The organism is Saccharopolyspora montiporae (genome assembly GCF_015209505.1).
Taxonomy (GTDB): domain Bacteria; phylum Actinomycetota; class Actinomycetes; order Mycobacteriales; family Pseudonocardiaceae; genus Saccharopolyspora; species Saccharopolyspora montiporae.
Genome location: NZ_JADEYC010000005.1, coordinates 20,455 through 42,106, shown reverse-complemented (window position 1 = coordinate 42,106; position 21,652 = coordinate 20,455). Strand labels below are relative to the sequence as shown.

General features: G+C 70.3%; 21 protein-coding genes. 14 read left to right on the top strand and 7 right to left on the bottom strand.

Annotated elements, in window-relative coordinates; all coding sequences use genetic code 11:
• Positions 1–48: 48 nt before the first annotated feature.
• Positions 49–1,053, bottom strand: coding sequence for a glucosyl-3-phosphoglycerate synthase (locus IQ251_RS02595; RefSeq protein ID WP_370591164.1), 1,005 nt, complete (start codon positions 1,051–1,053; stop codon positions 49–51).
• A gap of 267 nt (positions 1,054–1,320) precedes the next feature.
• On the opposite strand from IQ251_RS02595, the gene IQ251_RS20200 reads away from it, so the two are divergent.
• Positions 1,321–2,526 (top strand): cytochrome P450, encoded by a 1,206-nt coding sequence (locus tag IQ251_RS20200; protein ID WP_193926782.1) that lies wholly within the window; start codon positions 1,321–1,323, stop codon positions 2,524–2,526.
• Positions 2,527–2,578: 52 nt separating this feature from the next.
• On the opposite strand, the gene IQ251_RS02585 is transcribed toward IQ251_RS20200, so the two are convergent.
• Positions 2,579–3,205, bottom strand: a complete 627-nt coding sequence (locus IQ251_RS02585; protein ID WP_193926781.1) for a TetR/AcrR family transcriptional regulator — start codon at positions 3,203–3,205, stop codon at positions 2,579–2,581.
• A 328-nt stretch (positions 3,206–3,533) separates the two neighbouring features.
• On the opposite strand from IQ251_RS02585, the gene IQ251_RS02580 reads away from it, so the two are divergent.
• The 12 genes from IQ251_RS02580 to IQ251_RS02525 are packed head-to-tail and all read left to right on the top strand — an operon-like array spanning position 3,534 to position 14,273.
• Positions 3,534–4,367, top strand: a complete 834-nt coding sequence (locus tag IQ251_RS02580; protein ID WP_193926780.1) for an MlaE family ABC transporter permease — start codon at positions 3,534–3,536, stop codon at positions 4,365–4,367.
• Positions 4,368–4,373: 6 nt separating this feature from the next.
• On the top strand, positions 4,374–5,558 hold the full coding sequence (locus tag IQ251_RS02575) for an MCE family protein (protein ID WP_193926779.1): 1,185 nt from the start codon (positions 4,374–4,376) through the stop codon (positions 5,556–5,558).
• The gene (locus IQ251_RS02570) at positions 5,555–6,562 is read left to right on the top strand and encodes an MCE family protein (RefSeq protein ID WP_193926778.1); all 1,008 of its coding nucleotides are present in this window, start codon (positions 5,555–5,557) and stop codon (positions 6,560–6,562) included. The genes IQ251_RS02575 and IQ251_RS02570 overlap by 4 nt, the downstream gene beginning before the upstream one ends.
• A gap of 2 nt (positions 6,563–6,564) precedes the next feature.
• The gene (locus IQ251_RS02565; protein WP_193926777.1) at positions 6,565–7,563 is read left to right on the top strand and encodes an MCE family protein; all 999 of its coding nucleotides are present in this window, start codon (positions 6,565–6,567) and stop codon (positions 7,561–7,563) included.
• On the top strand, positions 7,560–8,570 hold the full coding sequence (locus IQ251_RS02560; protein ID WP_193926776.1) for an MCE family protein: 1,011 nt from the start codon (positions 7,560–7,562) through the stop codon (positions 8,568–8,570). Before IQ251_RS02565 ends, IQ251_RS02560 begins: the two co-directional genes overlap by 4 nt.
• Positions 8,542–9,570 (top strand): MCE family protein, encoded by a 1,029-nt coding sequence (locus tag IQ251_RS02555; protein WP_193926775.1) that lies wholly within the window; start codon positions 8,542–8,544, stop codon positions 9,568–9,570. Before IQ251_RS02560 ends, IQ251_RS02555 begins: the two co-directional genes overlap by 29 nt.
• A complete protein-coding gene (locus IQ251_RS02550) occupies positions 9,570–11,087 on the top strand; it encodes an MCE family protein (RefSeq protein WP_193926774.1) in 1,518 nt (505 codons plus the stop codon). The genes IQ251_RS02555 and IQ251_RS02550 overlap by 1 nt, the downstream gene beginning before the upstream one ends.
• Before the next feature lie 40 nt (positions 11,088–11,127).
• Complete coding sequence (locus tag IQ251_RS02545; protein ID WP_193926773.1) at positions 11,128–11,724, top strand: Rv1363c family protein; 597 nt, start codon at positions 11,128–11,130, stop codon at positions 11,722–11,724.
• 15 nt (positions 11,725–11,739) lie between these two features.
• Positions 11,740–12,513, top strand: coding sequence for an MlaE family ABC transporter permease (locus IQ251_RS02540; protein WP_370591163.1), 774 nt, complete (start codon positions 11,740–11,742; stop codon positions 12,511–12,513).
• Between the two features lie 13 nt (positions 12,514–12,526).
• The gene (locus IQ251_RS02535) at positions 12,527–13,075 is read left to right on the top strand and encodes a hypothetical protein (RefSeq protein ID WP_193926772.1); all 549 of its coding nucleotides are present in this window, start codon (positions 12,527–12,529) and stop codon (positions 13,073–13,075) included.
• A 33-nt stretch (positions 13,076–13,108) separates the two neighbouring features.
• Positions 13,109–13,672 carry an Rv1363c family protein gene (locus IQ251_RS02530; RefSeq protein WP_193926771.1) on the top strand — a complete coding sequence of 188 codons (564 nt, stop codon included), beginning with the start codon at positions 13,109–13,111 and terminating at the stop codon, positions 13,670–13,672.
• Positions 13,673–13,697: 25 nt separating this feature from the next.
• On the top strand, positions 13,698–14,273 hold the full coding sequence (locus IQ251_RS02525) for a hypothetical protein (RefSeq protein ID WP_193926770.1): 576 nt from the start codon (positions 13,698–13,700) through the stop codon (positions 14,271–14,273).
• 51 nt (positions 14,274–14,324) lie between these two features.
• On the opposite strand, the gene IQ251_RS02520 is transcribed toward IQ251_RS02525, so the two are convergent.
• The 5 genes from IQ251_RS02520 to IQ251_RS02500 all read right to left on the bottom strand — a co-directional run bounded on the left by IQ251_RS02520 (position 14,325) and on the right by IQ251_RS02500 (position 20,363).
• Positions 14,325–15,161, bottom strand: a complete 837-nt coding sequence (locus IQ251_RS02520) for a mycofactocin-coupled SDR family oxidoreductase (RefSeq protein ID WP_193926769.1) — start codon at positions 15,159–15,161, stop codon at positions 14,325–14,327.
• 7 nt (positions 15,162–15,168) lie between these two features.
• Positions 15,169–15,636, bottom strand: a complete 468-nt coding sequence (locus IQ251_RS02515; RefSeq protein WP_193926768.1) for a (2Fe-2S)-binding protein — start codon at positions 15,634–15,636, stop codon at positions 15,169–15,171.
• Complete coding sequence (locus IQ251_RS02510; protein WP_193926767.1) at positions 15,629–16,504, bottom strand: FAD binding domain-containing protein; 876 nt, start codon at positions 16,502–16,504, stop codon at positions 15,629–15,631. The genes IQ251_RS02515 and IQ251_RS02510 overlap by 8 nt, the downstream gene beginning before the upstream one ends.
• Complete coding sequence (locus IQ251_RS02505; RefSeq protein WP_193926766.1) at positions 16,501–18,837, bottom strand: xanthine dehydrogenase family protein molybdopterin-binding subunit; 2,337 nt, start codon at positions 18,835–18,837, stop codon at positions 16,501–16,503. The genes IQ251_RS02510 and IQ251_RS02505 overlap by 4 nt, the downstream gene beginning before the upstream one ends.
• Positions 18,838–19,178: 341 nt before the next feature.
• The gene (locus IQ251_RS02500; RefSeq protein WP_193926765.1) at positions 19,179–20,363 is read right to left on the bottom strand and encodes an acyl-CoA dehydrogenase family protein; all 1,185 of its coding nucleotides are present in this window, start codon (positions 20,361–20,363) and stop codon (positions 19,179–19,181) included.
• 158 nt (positions 20,364–20,521) lie between these two features.
• On the opposite strand from IQ251_RS02500, the gene IQ251_RS02495 reads away from it, so the two are divergent.
• Positions 20,522–21,646, top strand: a complete 1,125-nt coding sequence (locus IQ251_RS02495) for an acyl-CoA dehydrogenase family protein (protein ID WP_193926764.1) — start codon at positions 20,522–20,524, stop codon at positions 21,644–21,646.
• Positions 21,647–21,652: the final 6 nt, after the last annotated feature.

The window sequence follows — 21,652 nt, the reverse complement described above, 5'->3', positions numbered from 1 at the left end:
GTGGTGCCGCGACCGCCCGGGGACACATCGGCGGGACCGCGCCGGCCGTCAGCTGGTCGCGGGGTCGTGCTGCCCTGCCCAGCCGGGTTCGCCGCCGCGTCCGGCCGGGGATGGGTTCCGCAGCGCGCGCATCGGCGGGCGGTCGGCGCGCGGGACCCGATGTTCGCGGGGCAACCACTCGCCGCCGACCTGCACGAACTGGGTGAGCGAATCCGCGCCGTCCGTACCCGGTTCCGGACCGGCGCGGTCGAGCACCGCCGAGAGCACGTGCCCGGACATGACGCCGAGCTCGGGCAGGTCGCGGTTGCGATGCCTCCGGGCCCCGAGATTGACCTGCGCCAGGCCCGGCAATCCGTAGCGCTCGTGGGCGTCCAGCAGCAGCCCGATGTCCACGCCGTAGCCCGGCGCGAACGACGCCGACGCGAGGAACTCCCTGCGGGCGGCGTACTCGCCGCCGATCGGTTGGATGACACCGCCGAGTTCCGGTCGCAACTGCGCCAGCAAGGGACGGACGAGGATCTCGGTCACCCGTCCCCCACCGTCCCCGTCGGCCGTACCGGTATCCGGTCCCAGCGGCCGGCGGTAGAAGCCCTTCACCAGCATCGGGTCCGCCTCCGTGAGCAGCGGTCCGAGCAGGGCGGGCACGAAGTCCGCCTCGAAGCCGATCAGGTCCGCGTCGATGAAGACGACGACGTCACCGGTGGTCGCCGCCAGCGAGCGCCACAGGACCTCGCCCTTGCCGGGTCGCACGTCGACGGTCGGCAGCACGTCGTCGCGCCGGAACACCCGCGCTCCCGCCTCCGCGGCCGCCGCGCACGTCCGATCAGTGGATCCCGAGTCCATCACCACGATCTCGTCGACGAGCCGCCCGCACGCCGATGTCGTCAGCGGACGGATGGCGGTCACGATCCCGCCCACCGTCGCCGCTTCGTTCAACGCCGGGAGCACCACGCTGACCGACCTCGCCCGCTTCGCGGACACCAGCTCGGCGACCGACCACGTCGGCTGCTGCCAGGTTCGGCAGGCGAACCACCGTGCGGTCTCCGGCCTCACCGGAGGCCCCCGCGCGTTGGGAGTCCGCTGTCCGGTTCCTGCGGTCCTGCACCCATGTTCGACACACCCCCAGCGTGCCGGACCACCGGGTCGGCGTTCACCCGGCACGGGCGGTCCGCCGGGAGCGGGGCGCGAACGTTCGCCGCAGTGCATCGGCGGAGCGCTCCGGGGTTGACAGCCACCACGGCACGGTGCCAGGTTTGAGTATACTGATATCAGATCGAGGGACAGGGAGCGACGGCGCTCCCGACGAGAGGGGATCGTCCCGTGTCGGTCACCGCTACCGCCGGCGAGGTCAACTACGACCCGTACGACGTCGAGATCAACAAGGATCCGTACCCGACGTTCCGCCGCCTCCGAGAGGATGTACCGCTCTACTACAACGAGCAGCACGACTTCTACGCGTTGAGCCGGTTCGAGGACGTCCGGCACGGGCTGACCGATCGCGACACCTTCATCTCCGGGCGGGGCGCCATCCTCGAACTGATCAAGGCGGGCATCGACATCCCGCCCGGCGTGGTCATCTTCGAGGACCCGCCGATCCACACGATTCACCGCAACCTGCTGTCCCGCATGTTCACCCCCAGGAAGATCAAGAACCTCGAACCCGAGATCCGCGAGCTCTGCGTGCGCAGCCTCGACCCGCACGTCGGCACCGGTCGGTTCGACTTCGTCAACGATCTCGGCAAGCAGATGCCCATGCGGGTGATCAGCAAGCTCCTGGGAATCCCCGAAGAGGATCAGGAAGCGGTGCGCGACTCGGTCGACGCCGAGCTGCGCACCGAGGCGGGAAAACCCATGCCGAAGTACTCCGAGGACGGCGAGTTCTCCACCGGGGAGATCTTCGAGCAATACATCGACTGGCGCACCGAGAACCCGTCCGACGACATCATGACCGAACTCCTCAACGTCGATTTCGAAGACGAGACGGGCACGACGAGGAAACTCACCCGCGAGGAGCTCCTCACGTACCTCAACGTGGTCGCCGGGGCGGGAAACGAGACGACCACCCGGCTCATCGGGTGGGCCGGAAAGGTGCTCGCGGACCACCCGGAGCAGCGGCAGCAGCTTGTCGAGAACCCGGCGCTGATCCCCCAGGCGGTCGAGGAGCTGCTCCGGTTCGAGGCCCCGGCCCCGCACGTGGCCAGGTACATGACCCGCGACGTCACGTACTTCGGGCAGACGGTTCCGGAGGGCAACGTGATGATGATGCTCATCGGCTCGGCGAACCGGGACGACCGGCAGTTCCCCGACGGAGATCGCTTCGACATCCACCGCGAAGCGCGTCAGCACCTCACCTTCGGCCTGGGCGGGCACTTCTGCCTGGGGTCCGCCCTGGCACGGCTCGAAGGGCGCATCGCGCTGGAGGAAGTGCTCAAGCGGTTCCCCGAGTGGGACGTGGACACCGACAACGCCACCCTGTCGCCGACGTCCACGGTGCGCGGCTGGGAGACGCTCCCCGTGCTGACCTGAACATCCCGCGCGGCGGGCGCACGTCGAGCTGACGTTCGGCGTGCGCGGCCGCTCACCGGGTCTTGCGCGCGCGGCGCCGGGCCGCCGGTTCGGCGTCCGCGTAGCTCTCCAGCTCGTCGAGGTAGTTCTCGATGTGTTCGACCGCCTCCGCGTGCCCGGTCGACAGCTCCAGGCTGCTCTCCATCGCCATGACGCGGGCGACGGCCGTCATCCGCACGACCAGTTCCATGGGCACGCACACCTCGGGTGGGATCCGGTAGCGCCGCACGAACGCGTCCACGACTTCCAGCTGCGTGGTGCGGAACAGCTCGGAGTACCGCGCGACCTCGGCGCGAATCGCTCCGCGCCGATTGCACAACGCGCCGAACTCCAGGAAGAACGCCGTCGCGGTCGGGTCGGAGTTGAACTCCCACAACGCGCGCAGCGGTCGGTCCGAGGCGGCCAGCTCCTGCTGCTGCACCAGCCCTTCCTCCGCGCGGCGCCGGAACACCTCGAGGAACAGGTCGTCCATCGTCTGGAAGTAGTAGTGCACCAGCTGGGACTTCAATCCCGCTTCGGCCGCCACCTTCCGCGACGTCACCGCCGGATACCCCTCGTTCAGCAGGATCCGCTCCGCGGCATCGAGCAGCACCGCGCGGTTCTTCGCGTCCGGGGCACCAATCCGCCGTTCCGATGCCATCCTCGACTACCTCCTCGGCTTGTCGCACGCATCGCCGGCGCGACCGGACTCGATCCTACCGCCGGACCCCTGGACGTATTCCCGCGCGTGCAGCGGCAATTCGCACGAGGACCGAATTGAGTACACCTTGACCGGGTCCCACCCGGATGTTAAGCATGTGCTCAGCACTTTGTTGCGTACGACACATCTCCGCCGCACCGAGCCAGAGCTGTCCGCCACCGGCAACCGGAAGTGAGGCGACGATGCCCGCACCAGAGCCACCATCGCGCGATCTCGCACCGGTTCCGGACGACATCCCGGTCGCCCCAGCGGATTCCCAGTGGTCCCGATGAGCCGGGGTCGCGCCCGCCGCGCCGTGGCCGCGCTCGGCTCGGCGCTCGATGCCGTCGGGTACCAAGTCGCCTTCTACGGCAAGGCTTTCGGCTGGTCGGCGCCCGCGTTCCGCCGTTACCGCGCGGAGGTCCTGCGCCAGCTCGCCTCGGTGAGCTTCGGCCGGGGAGCGCTGGCTGTGGTCGGTGGCACCGCCATGATCGTGGCGTTCCTGACCGGGACCACGGGCATCGAGCTGGCGATCCAGGGTTACGCGCAGCTGGCGAGCATCGGCATCGACGCGTTGCTCGGCTTCGTCTCCGCCTACGTCAATACCCGCATCGCCGCACCGCTGGTGACCGGAATCGCGCTGGTCGCCACGGTCGGTGCCGGATTCACGGCCGAACTCGGGGCGATGCGCATCAGCGAGGAGATCGACGCGCTCGAAGTGATGGCGATCCCCTCGATCCCCTACCTGGTCACGACGCGGATGATCGCCGGATTCATCGCGGTGACCCCGCTTTACACGATCTCGCTGGTGATGTCCTACGGCCTGACCCGCGCGACCACGACCTTGCTCTACGGTCAGTCCCCCGGGACCTACGACCACTACTTCGACACCTTCCTGGTGCCCAGCGACATCGTGAGCTCGTTCCTCGTGGTCCTGGTGATGGCGGTCGTGGTCATTTCAGTGCACTGCTATTACGGCTACACCGCCTCCGGGGGGCCGGTCGGTGTGGGGCACGCGGTGGGCCGCGCCGTTCGGCTGTCGCTCGTGGGCGTCATGTTCGTGGCGCTCGGCATGAGCCTGATCCTGTACGGCAACTCCGACACCCTGCACATATCGAGGTGAGGTGCCGTGGTCACCCCTGCGCGCCCGCTGCGCCACAGAATTCTCGGACTCATCGGTGTCGGCCTGATCGGGCTTTCGCTGGTCGTCGTCTTCGCGAGCTACAACCGGATCTTCGTCCCGGTCGTCCCGGCGACGGTGATCGCCGATCGCAGCGGACTGCTGCTCGATCCCAAGTCGGACGTCACCTTGCACGGCGTCACCATCGGCGAGGCGCGCACGGTCGAGTCCGCGGGCGGTAAGGCCGTCATCCGGATCGCGATCGACCGCGAGCACGCCGGTTTGGTGCCCGAGGACGTCAGCGCGCGGATCGTCGCGCCCACGGTCTTCGGGACGAAGTTCATCGAGCTGGTGCCACCGCCGGCGCCGAGCCGGCAGGTGATCGCCGCGGAGAGCACGATCCGCACCGAGAACGTGGGCACGGAGACCAATTCCGTCTTCCAGGGCCTGATCGGGCTGCTGACCGCGGTCAAACCGGCGAAGATGAACGCCACGCTGGGGGCCATGGCCACCGCGTTGCGCGGCCAGGGGGAACGTCTCGGCACTCTCGTCAGCGATCTCAACACCTACCTGACCCGGTTCACGCCGACGCTGCCCGCGCTCGACGAGGATCTCCGCGCCCTGCCGGAGGTGGCCGAGACCTACGCCGACGTGGCACCGGATCTCACGCGCATCACCGGCAACACCACCACGTTGAGCCGAACCGTTCAGGACGAGGAAGTCGGTCTGGGCGCGCTGCTGCTGAGCCTGCGGCGCACCTCCGACGACGGGCGAGCGGTGCTCAACGACCACGGTCAGCAGCTGGTCGACCTGCTCGACACGATGCGCCCGACCTCGCAGCTGCTGTCGTACTACTCGCCGACGTTCCCCTGCGCGCTGGCCAACTCGAACGCGCTGCGGCTGGCCAGCGCGCAGTCCGTCGGCGGGCAGTACAACGGGATCCACGGCGTGATCACGCTCATGCCCGGGCAGGAGGGCTACCAGAAGGGGGCCGACGACCCGGTGATGGTCCCGCCCGGCGCACCACCGCGGTGCTACCCCGGCCTGGTCCCCTACGGACCGCACTACGAATTCCCCGACGGGACCACGACACCGGACTTCTACCGGCAGAAGACCGAGGTCGTCAGTCCGCTGCAGCTGGCGAAGCAGATGCTGGGACCGGCCATCGAGCCCTACGTGGACGGTGGCCGATGAGGTGGGCGGGCCTGTCGATCAAGGTAACGGCCTTCGTGACCGCGGCGGTCGTCTTGACGGGCGCGCTCGTCGTGGTATTCGGCGGTTTCCGCTTCCACCCCACCACGAGCTACCACGCGGTCTTCGACGACATCTCCGGCATGGAACCCGGCAGCGAGGTCCGGGCAGCCGGGGTCGGCGTGGGACGGGTCGAAAGCACGGAACGCCTGCCGGACAACACGATCCGCGTCACCTTCTCCCTGGACACCGCGGTCGCGATCACCACCGGCAGCAACGCGGTGATCCGGTACAAGAACCTGGTCGGCGATCGATTCCTGCAGATCGGGCCGGGCCCGGGCGACGCGCTGCCGTCCGGCGGCACGATCCCGGTGCCGCAGACCAGACCGGCGCTGGATCTCGACGAGGTCTACAACGGCTTCACGCCGCTGTTCCAGGGACTGCAGCCGGACCAGGTCAACCGCCTCTCCGCGGCGCTGATCTCGGTGTTGCAGGGCCAGGGCAGCTCGGTGGAAGCGCTGTTGTCCGATCTCGGCTCGGTCACCACGACCCTCGCCGACCGAAGCGTCCTGATCAGCGATCTCGTCGACCACCTCAACGCGGTGCTGGAGACGCTCATCCGCCGCGCGCCGGAACTCAGCGACACCATCGTCAACCTGCAGGCGCTGGTCAGCGGTCTCGCCGAGGACCGCGGGCAGATCGGCGGCTCGCTGGAGCACATCAACGGTCTCACCACCTCGATGAGCGGCCTGCTCCGCCAGGAGCGGCCCGAGATCCGGGGCACGGTGACCCAGCTGGACCGGCTCGCCCAGACCATCAACAACGACCAAGCGGCGCTGGACAACCTGATCCGGCGACTGCCCGGGTACTACGTCTCGCTCGGCAGGCTCGGCGCCAACCAGAGCGCCTTCCAGTTCTACGTGTGCGGCGTGCAGCTCCGGGTCTCCACCCCGCAGGGGAAGATCGACACCCCCTTCATCAACAGCGGAAACGTGAAGCGGTGCTAACGATGAAGACGAGATTTCGGGAGCGCGACCCGCGCTTGGTCGGCGTCATCGGTGTGCTGGTCGTCGCGGTGCTGCTCGCGACGGCACTGAGTTCCGGCTCGCTCTACCGGTCCCTGACCAGCGCGTCGTACTCGGCGGTGTTCACCGATGCGGGCGGGCTCACCCCCGGGGCGGAGGTCCGCATCGGCGGACTGGCCGTCGGCGAGGTGACCAGCGTCGATCTGGAGCGCGGCAAGGTCAGGGTCGGCTTCTCCGTGCAGGGGCCCGGCAATCTCGGCGACCTGACCAGGGCGGGGATCAGGACCGCCACTCCACTCGGCGTCAAGTTCCTGGCGGTGCAGCCCTCCGGCCGGGGGCAACTGGACTCCGGCGCCGAGATACCGCTCAGCCGGACGAGTTCGCCGTACGACCTCGCGCAGGTCCTGGGGCAGCTGACCCAGCAGAGCTCGCAGCTCGACACCCGGCAACTGGGCCAGGCATTGGACACCGTCTCGACGACCCTGCAGAACACGCCGGACGAACTGCGCACGACCCTCGACGGCCTCAACCGGCTGACCAAGACGGTGTCCGAGCAGGATCAGGCCCTGCTGGACCTGCTCGACCGGGCCAACACCGTGACGGGCGTCCTCGCGCAGCGGAACCGGGACCTGTCCCGGCTTTTCGACGACGGGAACCTGTTGTTGGCCGAGCTCAACAGCCGCCGCGAGCTCGTCGAGCAGCTCCTGGTCACGACCACCTCGATGCTCGACGAGCTCACCGGCCTCGTGCACGACAACCAGCAGCAGCTGCGGCCGGCGCTGGACCGGCTCCGCAAGGTCCTCGACATGCTCAACGCGGACAACGAGCTGCTGGGCACGACCATCCAGGGCCTGAACATCTACTCGGGCTCGCTCGGCGAGTCGGTCGGCGGTGGCCCGTGGTTCTACGGGTTCATCCCGGACCTGCCACCGACCAACATCGCACCGCTGCTCCCCGACGTGCTCAAGGCGGTCCACCCATGACCAGACCCCGGCGTCCGAAGCTGTTGATCGCGCTGGTGCTCGTGCTGGCCGCGGTCACCACCGCCGCTCTCGTGGTGCCGATCCGCGGGGAGAAGACCATCACCGCGTACTTCCCCGAAGCGCCCAGCATCTACCCCGGCGATCCGGTTCGGGTGCTCGGCGTCGACGTCGGGAAGATCGACTCGATCACCGCCGAGCCCGGCAGGGCCAAGGTCGTGCTGAGCTACCGCGCCGACGTCGAGGTCCCGGCCGACGCGACCGTGGCGATCGTCGCCCCGACGTTGGTCACCACCAGGTTCATCCAGCTCAGCCCCGCGCACGTCGACGGCGCGGTGCTCCCCGACGACGCGACCGTCCCGGAGTCCCGCACGGCCACCCCGGTCGAATGGGATGCCACGGTCGACGAGCTGACCGAACTGGCCGACGCGCTCGGGCCCCGCTCCGGGGACGTCACCGGTCCGCTGGGCCGGGTGCTGCGCACGACGCGGGAGAACATCGGCGGGCAGGGCGACCAGGTGCGCGACACCATCCGCAACGCCTCCACCGCCATGACGACGCTGGCCGCCGGTGGCGAGGACCTGTTCGGTACGGTGCGCAACCTCCAGTCGGTGGTCAGCAACCTGGAGCGCAACGACGACGCGGTGCAGGCGTTCAGCGGCCAGCTGACGCAGGCTTCCGACCTGCTGGCGAGCAACCGTGGGCAGCTGGTGGAAGCGGTCCGCACCCTCGACCAGGTCGCGGTGCTGCTGGAGGAGTTCGTCCGGGAGCACAAGGACCCGCTGCGTGCCGATCTCGAGGGCGTCGCCGGGGTCGCCCGGCAACTCGCGTCCAATCGGCAGGCGCTCGGCGACTTCCTGCAACGCGCGCCGACCGCGGTGTCCAACTTCAACAACTCCTACGACCCGACCGGCAGCCTCATGGCCGGGGCGTTCGCCATCAACAACCTCAGCGATCCGGCGACGTTCACCTGCTCGCCTCGTGCCCAACGCCGAGGTGAAGGTCGGTGACATCACCGTCGGAACGGTCACCGGCGTCGCCTTCGACGACTGGACAGCCGAGCTGACCGTCAGCCTGCGGCGTTCGGTCACCCTGCCCGCCAACGCCGAGGCCCGGGTCGCGCAGAAGAGCCTGCTGGGCGCGGAATACCTGGAGTTGGCCCCGCCCGAGCACGACCGGCCGGTCGGCACGATGCGGGCCGGCGACGACATCCCGGTGCCCCGGACCGGGCAGTACCCGGAGACGGAGGAACTCCTGGCCGCCCTCTCCGCGCTGCTCAACCAGGGCGGGCTCTCCCAGCTGAAGACCGTCACCACCGAACTCAACGACGCGCTCGCCGGCCGCGAGGGCGATGCCCGCGGCCTCGTCCGCAACGTCGAGGCCCTCGCGTCCACATTGGACCGGCGCAAGGGCGACATCGTGCGCGCGGTGGAGAACCTGGACCGGCTCAGCGCGACCCTGGCCGAGCAGGACCGGGTCATCGACGACGCCCTCCGCACGATCCCGCCCGGACTGGCCGCCCTGGAACGGCAACGCTCCAGCCTGGTCCAGACGCTGGATTCGGTGTCGTCGTTCGGCGAAGTCGCGTCGAACGTGCTCAACACCAGCCGGAACGACCTGCACGCGAACCTCACGGCACTCCAACCCGTGCTGCAGAAGCTGGCCGACTCGGGCAAGGACCTCACCGAATCGGCGGGCATGCTGCCGACCTTCCCGTTCGCGACGAACAACGCCTTCCCGGCCGTCATCAACGGCGACTACGGGAACCTCTACATCACGGTCGACCTCGACGCGAAGACGCTCAGCGACAACTTCACCCGCGGCCTCACCGTCGCCGGGATACCGCTGCTGGGCGGTTCGTCGCTCTCCGAGGGGATCCCCGGTGCCAACCCGCTCGCCAGCGGGCAGCCCGGGCTGCTCCCGCTCCCGCCGGAACCGCCGGGGGAAGCGCCACCGGAGGGCGGCCTGCTCGACCGACCGCTCGACGCGCTCGTCCCGGGAGGCACCTGATGCAGACCAGGTTCGTCCGGGGGCAACTCATCGCCTTCGCCGTGGTCACCGTGATCGGCGTGCTGATCGCGACCGTGCAGTACGTCCAGCTCCCCCGCCTGCTGGGGATCGGGACCTATTCCGTCGAGCTCGACCTGCCCAGGTCCGGCAACCTCTACGAGAACGCGGTGGTCACGCTGCGCGGCATCAAGGTCGGCAAGGTGGACCGGATGGAGCTCGAACGGGGCGGCGTGCGCGCGGTGCTCGGCATCGAGAACGGCGTGCGGATCCCGGCCGATTCCCCGGTCACGATCCGCAGCACCTCGGCGATCGGTGAGCAATACGTCAACTTCGAGCCCCGCGGCGCGTCGGACGCACTGCGCGACGGCCAGGTCATCCCGGCACGGCAGGTGGGATTCCCGACGCCGATCGGCGACATGTTGTCCTCGGTGGACCGGCTCGCCGCGACGCTGCCGCTGAACGAGCTCAACGCCACCGTCGACGAGCTCTACCGGGCCGTCAACGGGACCGGCGGCGATCTGGAGCGGTTCCTGCGCTCGGCCGCCGAGTTGCAGGGCGTGGCGGAGGCCAACCTGGACCCGACCATCAAACTCGTCAACGACCTGGTCCCGGTTCTCGGCACCCAGCGGGAGATCGGACCGCAGGTCAACTCGTTCACCGGCGACCTGGCCGCGGCCACGGAGAGCCTGCGGTCGGCCGACCCGAGCATCCGCGGCGCGATCGAGCACACCGGGCCGATGGCCGACGAGTTCGACTCCCTGCTGCGCGAGGTCCGACCGACGCTCCCCCAACTGCTCACGGACCTGAACTCGACCAGCCAGGTGCTGCGGGTCTACGAGCCCAACATCCGGCACACGCTGGTCGTGTTCCCCGCGGCGGTGGCCAGCATGACGAGCACGTCGGCGTGGGGGATCCAGGACTCCGGGGAGAACCCCGCACCGTACTCGGCGATGGGCTTCAAGCTCACCTTCAACCAGCCGGCGCCGTGCGTGACCGGGTACGACCCCGACCGGATCGCGCCGTCCGACCTGTCCAACTCCCGGCCCCCGCCCACCGACGCCTACTGCAAGGAGCCGAAGGACTCGCCGATCGCGGTCCGCGGCTACCGCAACGCGCCCTGCCCGCCGGGCAGTCCCGCGGGACCGGGGTCGACCGGCGCGACGGCCGCCGCGTGCGGGTGGAACTTCCAGCGCCCCGACGAGGCCAAGGCCGCCACCGATGCCGCGGTCCGGCACATGCTGGAGGTGGCCGCGCAGAACCCGAAGACGCGCGCCGAGAACGAGGCCTTCATCGGCGAGGACGACTTCTCCGGGCCGGAGAAGGAGCAGCCGCCGCCGGCGATCAACGGGCCCGGGAACTCTTCGCACACCGGTCCGAGCGGGCTCTTCTCCGCCGGGGGGCGGACGTTCCTCAACGGGTCCGGGCACCCGCTGCCGAAGGTCGAGACGGAGGCGGGACGACTTCCCGGGCTGGGGCAGTACCTGCTCTCGCCGCTGCTGACCCCGACCCGACCGTGACCACCGCCCGCATCGGAAGTCCAGAAGGGACGGCGATCGCATGTCCGTCAACGACAGCGCCACCGAGGCGATCCCCGAGGAGGGCCGCGCGCTCACCGGCCCCGGCGGGAGCCCGGCGCAACAGGACGACGAGGCACCGCGATGGAGCGCGCGGCACGCCAGGGGCCTCGCCGCGGTGGTCGTGGTGTGCGCGACGCTGATCGCGCTGCTCGGCACCGCGAGCGCGGGCCTGTACTACGCGCGCTGGCAGCACGACCAGCAGCAGCGCGACGACGCCATCACGGTCGCGGCGCGATCGCAGGTACTCGCCCTGCTCTCGCTCGACCCGGCCGACGTCCAGGGCTCGCTCGACCGCGTCATCGCGGGTTCGACCGGGGGCTGGCGAGACCAGTTCGCGCAGAACGCCGACCAGTTCGGGCAGGTGGTCCGCGGCGGAGAGGTCCGCTCACGGGCCAAGATCACCGCATCGGCCCTCCAGCAGGCCGACGACTCGCACGCCACCGTCCTGGTGTCGGCCAGCGCGATGATCGCCAACGCCGAGTCACCGCAGGGCTATCCCGCCGAGTACCGCACCGTGATGGAGCTGGAGAACCAGGGCGGGCGCTGGCTCGTCTCCGACCTGCAGTTCGTCGCGTGAGCGCCGGGGGTACCAGTGCCGCTCAAGCCATCGACCGCGATCAGCCTCATCGGCGGTTTCGTCGCGATGAGCCTGGACACGATCCGCGCCGTGTTCCGGCGGCCCTTCCAGCTCAGGGAGTTCCTGGAACAGACGGTCTTCCTGGCCCGGGTCACGATCCTGCCGTGCATCTTCCTGGCCGTCCCGTTCCTCGGCGTCACCATCTTCTTCGTCAACCAGCTCCTCGCGCAGATCGGCGCGATCGATCTTTCCGGGGCCGGCACCGCGCTGGCCGTCGTGCGGGAGATCGGGTCGATGGCCAGCGTGCTCGTGCTCGCCGGTGCCGGGTCGACCGCGATCTGCGCCGATCTGGCGTCCCGGACGATCCGGGACGAGATCAACGCGATGGCGGTGCTCGGCGTCGACGCGATCCACCGCCTCGTCGTGCCGAGGGTGCTCGCGACGACGCTGCTGGCGGTCGGTCTCAACGCCGTGGTGTGCGTGGTGGGGATCAGCACCGGGTACGTGTTCTCCGTCCTGCTGCAGGGCGCCAGCGCCGGCCAGTTCGTCGCCAACCTGCCGCTGCTGGTCGGGCTCGCCGACGTGGTCGTCGGGGTCATCAAGGCGGTCATCTTCGGCCTGGCGGCGGGGCTGGTCGGCTGCTACCGGGGACTGACGGTGGGGTCGGGCGCCAAGGGCGTCGGCGAGGCGGTCAACGAGACCGTCGTGCTCGTGGTCTCCATCCTCTTCGTGGTCAACACGATCATCACCTTGATCTACATGGAGTTGGGCGGCAGAAGCGGTTTCTGACCAAGGAGGTTCGATGAAGCTGATCCGTACCGGTGCACGGTTGCCCCGCAGGGCGATCGATCGCGCGGATCGCTCGCTGCCGAGCGGAAGATCGCGCTCCCTGCTGGCGGCGTTCACCGCGCTGCTCGCGGCCGGCGCGGTCGTCGCGACGAGCGCGCTCACCTTCTCCGCGGTCGACGCGGTGCGCACCGAGCGGGCGAAGCGGGAGGCCGTGCCCAGCGTCCAGGAGCTCACCCCCCGGCTGCTCAACTTCGACTTCCGCACGATCGATGCCGATCTGGACCGCGCGAAATCGGTCACCACGGGCGACTACTGGGGGCAGAACGAGCTCGGCGACACGCTCAAACCGGCTGTGCTGGCCGAGGAGGCGAGCACGCGGACGGTCGTCCGGTCGGCCGGGGTCGAGCGGGCACGACCGGACCGGGTGGTCGTGCTGGTGTACCTGAACCAGACCACCGAGGGGAAGAGCCTCTCGGCGCCGCGGGTGGACAGCCGCGTCGCGCGGGTCACCGCGGCGAAGACCGGCGACCGGTGGCTGTTGGCCGCCTTCGAGCCGCTGTGACCACCTCCGAGCGACCGTGACAGGGAGTCCGTGATGGTTCCGAAGAACTCCGCATCCGCCGAGGGCGACCGCGAGACCGAGGGCACCGCCGAAGCGCCGCCGGAGCGCACCAGGCCGATCCGGTGGGTCGTCGGGATGGGCGCTCTCGTCATCGTGCTGTCGTCCTCCCTGGTCGCGGGCGGCATGCTGCTGACATCCGTCCTCGACTACCGTGCCGCCGCCGACCGGCGCGCGGAGATCACCTCCGTCGCGCGCGACATGGCCCAGCTGTCGTACTCGCTGGACCACCAGACCTTCCCGAAGCAGGTCGACCAGCTCGCGTCGATGACCACGGGCGAATACCGCCAGGGCCTCATCGACGGCAGGGACGGGCTCCGCTACATCCTGGAGCAGGGGAAGGTGAAGTCCTCCAGCGACATCAGCGCCGTCGGCGTCGAGCGCAATGACGCCAACAGCGCCACGGTCCTGCTCTCGGTGACCACGCACATCACCAACACCGAGCTCAAGACGCCGCAGACGAGGCACTACCGGGTCGCGATCGGCCTGGTCCGACAAGGGCCCCGGTGGCTCGTCAAGTCCAACGACGTCATCGCCTGACCACCCCATCCCGAGAGGAACGACGATGCGACTTGCAGCACGAGCTCTGGCCGCGGTGGGGCGGTTACGCCGCGCCCCGGCGGCGATGCTGGCTCGCGTGGGCCGTGTTCCCGCGCGACGACGCCGGGTCGTCCTGCTCGCCACGGCCGCGCTGACCCTCGTGTCGGTGCTGGCCGCGGCGGTGCTGGTCGTCGCCGGACATCGCGCGCAGGCGATCACCGAAGCCCGGTCGGAGGCGGTCGCCCAGGCCCGGCTCCGGGTCGCCGAAGTCCTGTCCTACCGCGCCGACACCATCGACGGCGACATCGACCGGGCGCGCAAGCACACGGCGGGCTCGTTCGCGCAGTACTACGTGCCGTTCGCCCAGCGGACGATCGCGCCGGCCGTGCGCAAGCAGGGCACCTCGTCGGTCGCGGTGGTCAGCCGGGCGGCTCCGGTCAGCACCACGCCCGACTCGGTCGTCGTCCTGGTGTTCATCGACCAGCAGACCTCCAGCGAACAGGCACCGCAGGCGCGCGGCACGTCCAGCACCGCCCGGGTGACGATGACCCGGATCGCCGGCCAGTGGCTGATCAGCGAGCTGACCCCGACGTCGACATGACCCCCGGGCACGTCGACGTCGGGATCGTCGCCCGCAGCCGTCCCGGCGCGGTTACTTCAGCAGGCCGCCCGCGTCGACGGGCAGCGTCAGGCCGGTCACGTAACGGGATTCCTCCGAGGCCAGGAACAGCACCGCGTTGCTGATGTCCTCCGGCTCGACCCACGGCACCGGCAACGTGTGCATCATCTGCGAGATCGGCGCGAAGTCGTCCTGTGTCGGGTTCTCCAGGTCGGGGCGGAACATCGCGAAGGTGGCGTCGTTCATCACCATCGGGGTGTTGACCTGCGTCGGGTGCACGCTGTTGACCCGGATGTTGTCCTGCGCGAGCTCAACGGCCAGCGTGCGCATCACCCCGACGACGCCGTGCTTGGCCGCGACGTAGTGGCCGGTGAACGGGTACGCCTTGAGCCCGCCGACGGAGCTGGTGAGCACGATCGACCCGCCCCGGCCACCGGCGGTGATGTGCGGGATCGCCGCCTTCGCGGTGAGCCACACGCTCTTGAGGTTCACGTCGATCATGTCGGTCCACGTCTTGTCGTCCATGTCGGCGAGAGTGCTGCCGCCGGTGCCGATCCCGGCGTTGGCGACGGCGATGTCCAACCGGCCGAACGCATCGACGCCGCGGGACACCACCTCGTGCACCGCGTCGTAGTCGCGCACGTCGCCCTGGGCCGTGACCATGCGACGGCCTTCCTTCTCGACGAGGGCGACCGTCTCGGCCAGGTCGTCCGGTGTGGACATCGGGAACGGCACGCCGTCGAGCTGGTCGCACACGTCGATGCCGATGATGTCGGCGCCTTCCTGCGCGAGCCGCACGGCATGGCTGCGGCCCTGACCGCGCGCCGCGCCGGTGACGAAGGCGACCTTGCCTGCTACGCGTCCGGACATCGTAACCTCATTCCTGATCGGTTTCCGCCGCCGCGCGGACGGCTTTGAGAATGCCCTGGTACCCGGTGCACCGGCAGAGATTCGCGCTCAGGGCTTCCCGGATCTCCTCGTCGGTCGGATCGGGGTTGTCCCGCAGGAAAGCCGTCACCGACACCACGAACCCGGGCGTGCAGAAGCCGCACTGCACACCGTGGTGGCGGCGGAACGCCTCCTGGACCGGGGAGAGCTCACCATCGGAGGCGAAGTCCTCCACGGTCGTGATCTCGCTGCCGTCGGCCTGGATCGCGAACATCAGGCACGCGCGGACGGGCTGCCCGTCGAGCAGCACCGTGCAGGCGCCGCACACCCCGTGTTCGCAGCCCAGGTGGGTTCCGGTGAGACCGCAGCGCTCGCGCAGGAAGTCGGCGAGCGTCAACCTCGGCTCGACCGCCTCGTGGCGCGGAGTCTCATTCACCCGGATCTCGATGTCAGCCATGCGCGGCCTCCTCGCTCGCTCGGCGCCACGCGCGCGCCACCACGGCGGCTCCGACCCGCTTGCGGTAGGCCGAGGACCCGTGCAGGTCGGAAGGCACGGTTTCCAGGTCGGTCGTCGCCTGCCGCCCGATCTCCTCGGCGTCGACGTCGGTGATCCGGTTGCCGATCGCCCCGGCTTCCGCCGCCGAGGCCCGCTGCGGCGCCGGGCCGAGCCCGAACAGCCCGATGGCACAGCGCACGACGTGGTCGGTGTCGTCGAGCTCCACGGCGGCGGTGGCCCCGGCAACGGCGAAGTCGTGCTTGCGCCGGGCGAATTCCTCGACCGCGAACCCGGTTCGGCCGGACCACACCGGGAAGCGAACACCGGTGAGGACCTCGTCGTCGGCCAGCTCGGTGGTCCACACCCCGGTGAAGAACCGCCCGGCCGGGATGCTCCGCTTCCCCCGCACCGAGGCCGCTTGGAGTTCCGCGTCGAGCGCGAGCGCGACGGCGGGGTATTCGGCGGCGGCGTCGGCGTGCGCGAGGGATCCGCCGAGCGTGCCCCGGTTGCGAATCGGGACGTGGGCGATCAACGGGGTCGCGCGGGCGAGCAGCGGCACCGCCCCGGCGATGTCGGCGGAGTGCTCGATGGTGGCCTGCGTCGTGCCCGCACCGACCCACGTGCTCCCGCCCTCGCGCCGGATCCCGCGCAGTTCCGGGATGCGACCCAGATCCACCAGGTGGTCGAACACCGCGATCCGCAGCGCGAGCATGGGAACCAGGCTCTGTCCGCCGGCGATCACCTTCGCGTCGTCGCCGAACTCGGCGAGCAGCGACACCGATTCGTCCACGGTGGAGGGTCGGTGGTAGTCGAACGCGGCAGGTTTCACCGGTCCTCCTCCGACCGCTCGATGGCCTCGACCAGCGCGGCCGGGGTCAGCGGCAGGGTGGTGATCTCCACCCCGAACGGCGCGAGCGCATCGGCCACCGCGTTGATCACCGCCGGTGGAGCGCCGATCGCACCGCCCTCGCCGACGCCCTTGTAGCCGCCGGGGCCCGGGCCCGGCGTCTCGACGTGGCCGTACTCGATGTCGGGGACCTCCATGCTGCTCGGCAGCAGGTAGTCCATGAACGTCGTGGACACCGGTGTCCCCTCCTCGTCGTAGGCCAGGTGCTCGTACAGCGCTCCGCCGATCCCCTGGACCGTGCCGCCCGCGATCTGGCCCTCGACGACGTCGGGGTTGATCATCGGGCCGCAGTCCTCGCTGACGATGTGCCGCAGCAGCCGCACGGCTCCGGTCGCCACATCCACCTCGCACACGCTGACGTGGGTGGCGTTCGCCCAGATGATCGTGCTCTCACCCCGGTACCGCGCGCTGGCCTCAAGGCCGGGCGGCACTCCGGGCGGCAGGGATTCGACGCCGAAGTAGGCCGTTTCCGCGATCTCGGACAGGGCCAGGCCGCCGGCGGAGGTCCCGCGGACGAAGGCGCGGCTACCGTCGAGCACGACGTCCTCGGCGGCGGCCTCCATGCGGTGCGCGGCGATGGCGACGATGCGCTCGCGCAGCTGCGATGCCGTCGCCTCCACCGCGCCCGCGATCATCGACCCGGACCGGCTTCCCCCGGTTCCACCGCCGAACGGCGTGACGGCGGTGTCGCCCTGGATCGTGTGCACGTCGGCGATGTCCGCGCCGAGGGCGTCGGCGGTGAGCTGCACCGCGGTCGTCTCCAGGCTGTTCCCCGAGGAACCACCCGAGAGGTAGACGTTGACCGCGCCCGAGGGCTCGACCCGGATGGTCGCGCCTTCGGTGGCCTGCGGGCCCATCGCCGTGGTCGTGGGCTCCACGTAGGTGCAGGTCCCGACGCCGAGATAGCGGCCCTCGGCGCGGGCCCGCCGTTGTTCGCGCCGGAAGTCCTCGTAGTCCAGGATCTCCAGCGCGTGCTCGAAGGTCTCCAGCGGAGTGACGTCGCTGTAGGGCATGCCGTTGGGGTTGACGAACGGCAGCTCGTCGGCGCGCAGCAGGGTCCGCCGCCGCAGCTCGACGGGGTCGATGCCCATCGCGCGCGCCGCCCGGTCCAGCAGCACTTCCCGCGCCACCGACTCGAACTGCCACGGCCCCCGGTAGGCGGTGCGGCCGCTGGTGTTGGAGAACACCGACCGGCAGGCGAACGTCGCGCGGCCGACGCGGTACGGACCGGGCAGCAGCATGCCCGCCGCGACGGCGTTCTGCACCGGCCACGGCGTCGGGTAGGCCCCGACGTCCTGCGCGTAATCGACCTGCGCGGCGAGAATCTCGCCCTCGTCGTCGAACGCCATCCGCACGTCGGCGTGTTCGTGCCGGGACTGACCGGCCGAGAGCAGATTCTCCCTGCGGTCCTCGATCCACTTCACCGGAGCGGGCAGCTTGCGCGCGGCGAGCATGACGCACATGTCCTCGCGCAGCGGCATCATCTTCTGCCCGAAACCACCTCCGGTGTCCCGCACGATCACCCGCACCCGGTGTTCGGGCAGACCCAGCAGCCGGGAACAGAACAGCCGCACCTCGTGCGGCGCCTGGGTGGATGCCCAGAGGGTCAGCTCACCGTCCGGTGCCGACCACTCGGCGACGAGGCCGCGGGTCTCCATCGGCACCGGGGCGTAGGACTGCTGGTAGATCGTCGCGGACTCCACGTGCGCGGCGCCGTCGAAGACCTCCGCCAACTCCTCCGGCGGTGGCCCGGCCAGCTCGCCCGCCACGTTGCCCGGGTAGTCCGGGTGCACGAGCTCGTCGGTGTCCAGCGCGGTCAGGTAGTCGGCGATCGGCGGCAACGGGTCGTAGTCGACGGCGACCAGATCGGCGGCGTCCTCGGCCACGTACCGGTCGGTGGCCACCACCATCGCCACCGGGTCGCCCACGAACCGGACCTCGCCCTCGGCCAGCGGCGGCCGCGGGGTGTCCGGCACGTCCTTGCCGATCAGGGTGTACCACTGCTCCCGGACGTCCGGGTTGAGGTCCGCGGCGAGGAAGACGGCGCGGACGCCGTCGAGCGCGCGAGCGTCCGCCGCGTCGATCCCGGTGATGCGCGCTCTCGCGTGCGGACTGCGCACGAACGCGACGTGCAACATCCCGTTCCGCACGACGTCGTCCACAAAGGACCCGTGACCGGTGAGTAGCCGCGGATCCTCGACCCGGGGAACCCGGTTGCTGACGTAGCGGGCCGCCGCCGGGTGCAGCGCGGTCATCGGAACACCACCCGGGCGCCGCGAGCGTTCGGCAGCGCCACCCGGGGTCGTTGTCGTGGAAGAGAAGATCCGTTCAAGGCACTCACACGAATTCTCCTTTGAATCGTGCCGACACCCTGGCGATCGTGCACGAGTGCTGAGCACCCGCTTAACATTGTTGGTCACTTGCTTAGCACAGCTCGATCACCGGGACAAGGGATCATCGCGGGAGAACGATCCACACCCGGGCGGGATTCCGGCCACCCCAAAGCATCGATGGCCAGCTTCGCTTCGGGTAACTATTTCGTCCACAATGGATCCTCCTGTCCGCGCGGGATCCGATGCCGCGGCGCCCCGCGTTCTCACGACCCGCGCGGAAGTCCCAGTTCCCGTTCTGCGATCTGCGTGCGCAGCACTTCGTTCGCCCCGCCCGCGATGGTGAAGGCGCGCGAGTACAGGTCGGCGTCCTGCCACCAGCCGTCGGCCACCGCGGCGTGGTCCTCCTCGGTGAGCAGCCCGTCGGCGCCCTGCAACCGGACGCCGAACGCCGCGAGGTCGTGGTTGAGCTCGCTGAAGAAGATCTTGCCGAACGGGCCATCACCGGGCCGGTCGGTGCCGTGCGCCATGCGCGACTGCGCCATGCCGACCATCGCGGCGTTGACGTGCACCCGCGTCGCGAGCTCCCCGATCTCCTGCCGGGTCGCGGAATCCTCCAGGGCGGCCCCGCCGCCGGCGGACGCACCTTCCGCCAGGCCCAGCAGGTCGTCGAGCATCGCGAACAGCTCGACCCCCCGGGCCGCGACGCCGGACCGCTCCCGCCCGAGGCTGCTCATCGCCACCCGCCAGCCGTCGTCGACCTCGCCGATCACGTCGGCCGCCGGCACCCGGACGCCGTCGAGGAAGACCTCGTTGAAGTCGGTGGTCCCGGTGATCTCCCGCAGCGGGCGGACGTCCACGCCGGGGCTGCGCATGTCCACCGCGAACGCCGTGATGCCGCGGTGCTTGCGCGCATCGGGGTCGGTCCGGGCCAGCAGCAGGCCCATGTCCGCGTGCTGGCCGTTGGTCGTCCAGACCTTCTGGCCGTCGACGACGAACTCCTCGCCCTCGCGGCGCGCTCGGGTCCGCAACGCCGCGAGATCGCTCCCGGCGTTCGGTTCGCTGAAGAGCTGGCACCACACGTCCGCGCAGGAGCGGATCCGGGGCAGCAGCCGCGCGCGCTGCTCGGCACGACCGAACTCGATCAGCGCCGCAGCGGCCAACGCCGCGGCACCGATCGGCGGCCACGTGCGGGCCCGGGCGATCTCCTCGGCCACGACGAACGCCTCCCGGGGATCGGCGTCCGGACGCCCCCCGTACTCCTCCGGCCAGTCGATCCCGAGGAAGCCCGCGTCGAAGAGCTTCGCGGTCCATTCCCTGATCGCGGGCAGGAGATCCGCGTCCGGCGCGCGCACCCCCGCACGGGTCTTCTTCCCCGGCGCGTGCCGGGCGACGAACGCCCGCACCTCGTCCCGGAACGCCGTGAGCTCCGGCGTGGACTCCAGCCGCATCGCTTCCCCTCGTCGTCGTCGGGCGTCCCGCAGCGGATCGCGACACTCTCCGGAGCACCCCGGAGAATCGTCGGCATCTCGACCGCGGCCGAAAAAGAGTATACTTTGTTGACGTCGCGCCGTCATCGGTGCGACCGCCGGCGACGGGGTGGAGGATCGTGGACTTCGAGCTCACCGACGAGCAGGCGATGCTGCGTGCGGCATCGCGGCGACTGCTGTCCGACCACGCACCGATCGAGGCCGTCCGAGCCCGCGCGGCCTCCGACGACGACGTCGATCCGACGCTGTGGGAGCTGGCGGGCGAGTTCGGGTGGCCCGGCCTGGCCCTGCCCCCGGAGCACGGCGGCGACGGCCAGGGACTCACCGAGCTGGCACTGGTCGCCGAAGAGCTCGGCCGTGCCGCCGCGAGCGTGCCGATCCTGCCCGCCGCGCTGGCCGGGCTCGCGCTGTCCCGGCACGGGACCACGGCTCTGCGCTCGGAGGTCCTGCCCGCGCTCGCCGACGGAACCGACTGGATGACCTGGGCTTTCGCCGAACCGGGCGCGCCGTGGACTCTCGACGGCGTGCGCACCGCGGCCCGCACCGACCGCGGCTCGGTAGTCCTGGACGGAGTCAAGACCGCGGTCCAGGACGCGGGCGGAGCGCGGTGGCTGCTGGTGACGGCGCGCCACGACGACGGTCTCGCTTCGTTCGTGGTCGACCGCGACGCTCCGGGAGTCGCCCTGCGGCGCCAGCGGACGCTGGACCTGACCCGCTCGTTCTACGAAGTCCGGTTCGACGGCGTGCGGATCCCACCGGACCGCCGGCTGCACGACGGTCCCGTCGCCGTCCAGCGGCTGCTCGACGACGCGTGCGTGCTGGCCTCGGCCGAGATCCTCGGCGTGACGAGCCGGATGGTGGAGATGACCGTCGACTACATGTCGGAACGCGTGCAGTTCGGACGGCAGCTCGGCACGTTCCAGGCGGTCAAGCACACGTGCGCCACGATGGCGATGCTGGTGCACGGCACCAGGGCCGCGACCTACTACGCGGCGATGGCCGCCGACGCCGGAGCCCCCGACGCCGCGCGCGCCGCGTGCGTGGCCGCGTCGCATTCCAGCTCCGCGAGCACCGAGGTGGCGGGCGGGTCGTTGCAGCTGCACGGCGGCATCGGGTTCACCTGGGAACACGATCTGCACCTCTACCTGCGCCGCGCGAAGGCCGACAGCGCGTTGCACGGCGGGCCCGCCATCCACCGCGAACGCCTGTGCCGCTTGAGCCTGCGGCAGCCCGCGCCGACCTGATCCCGG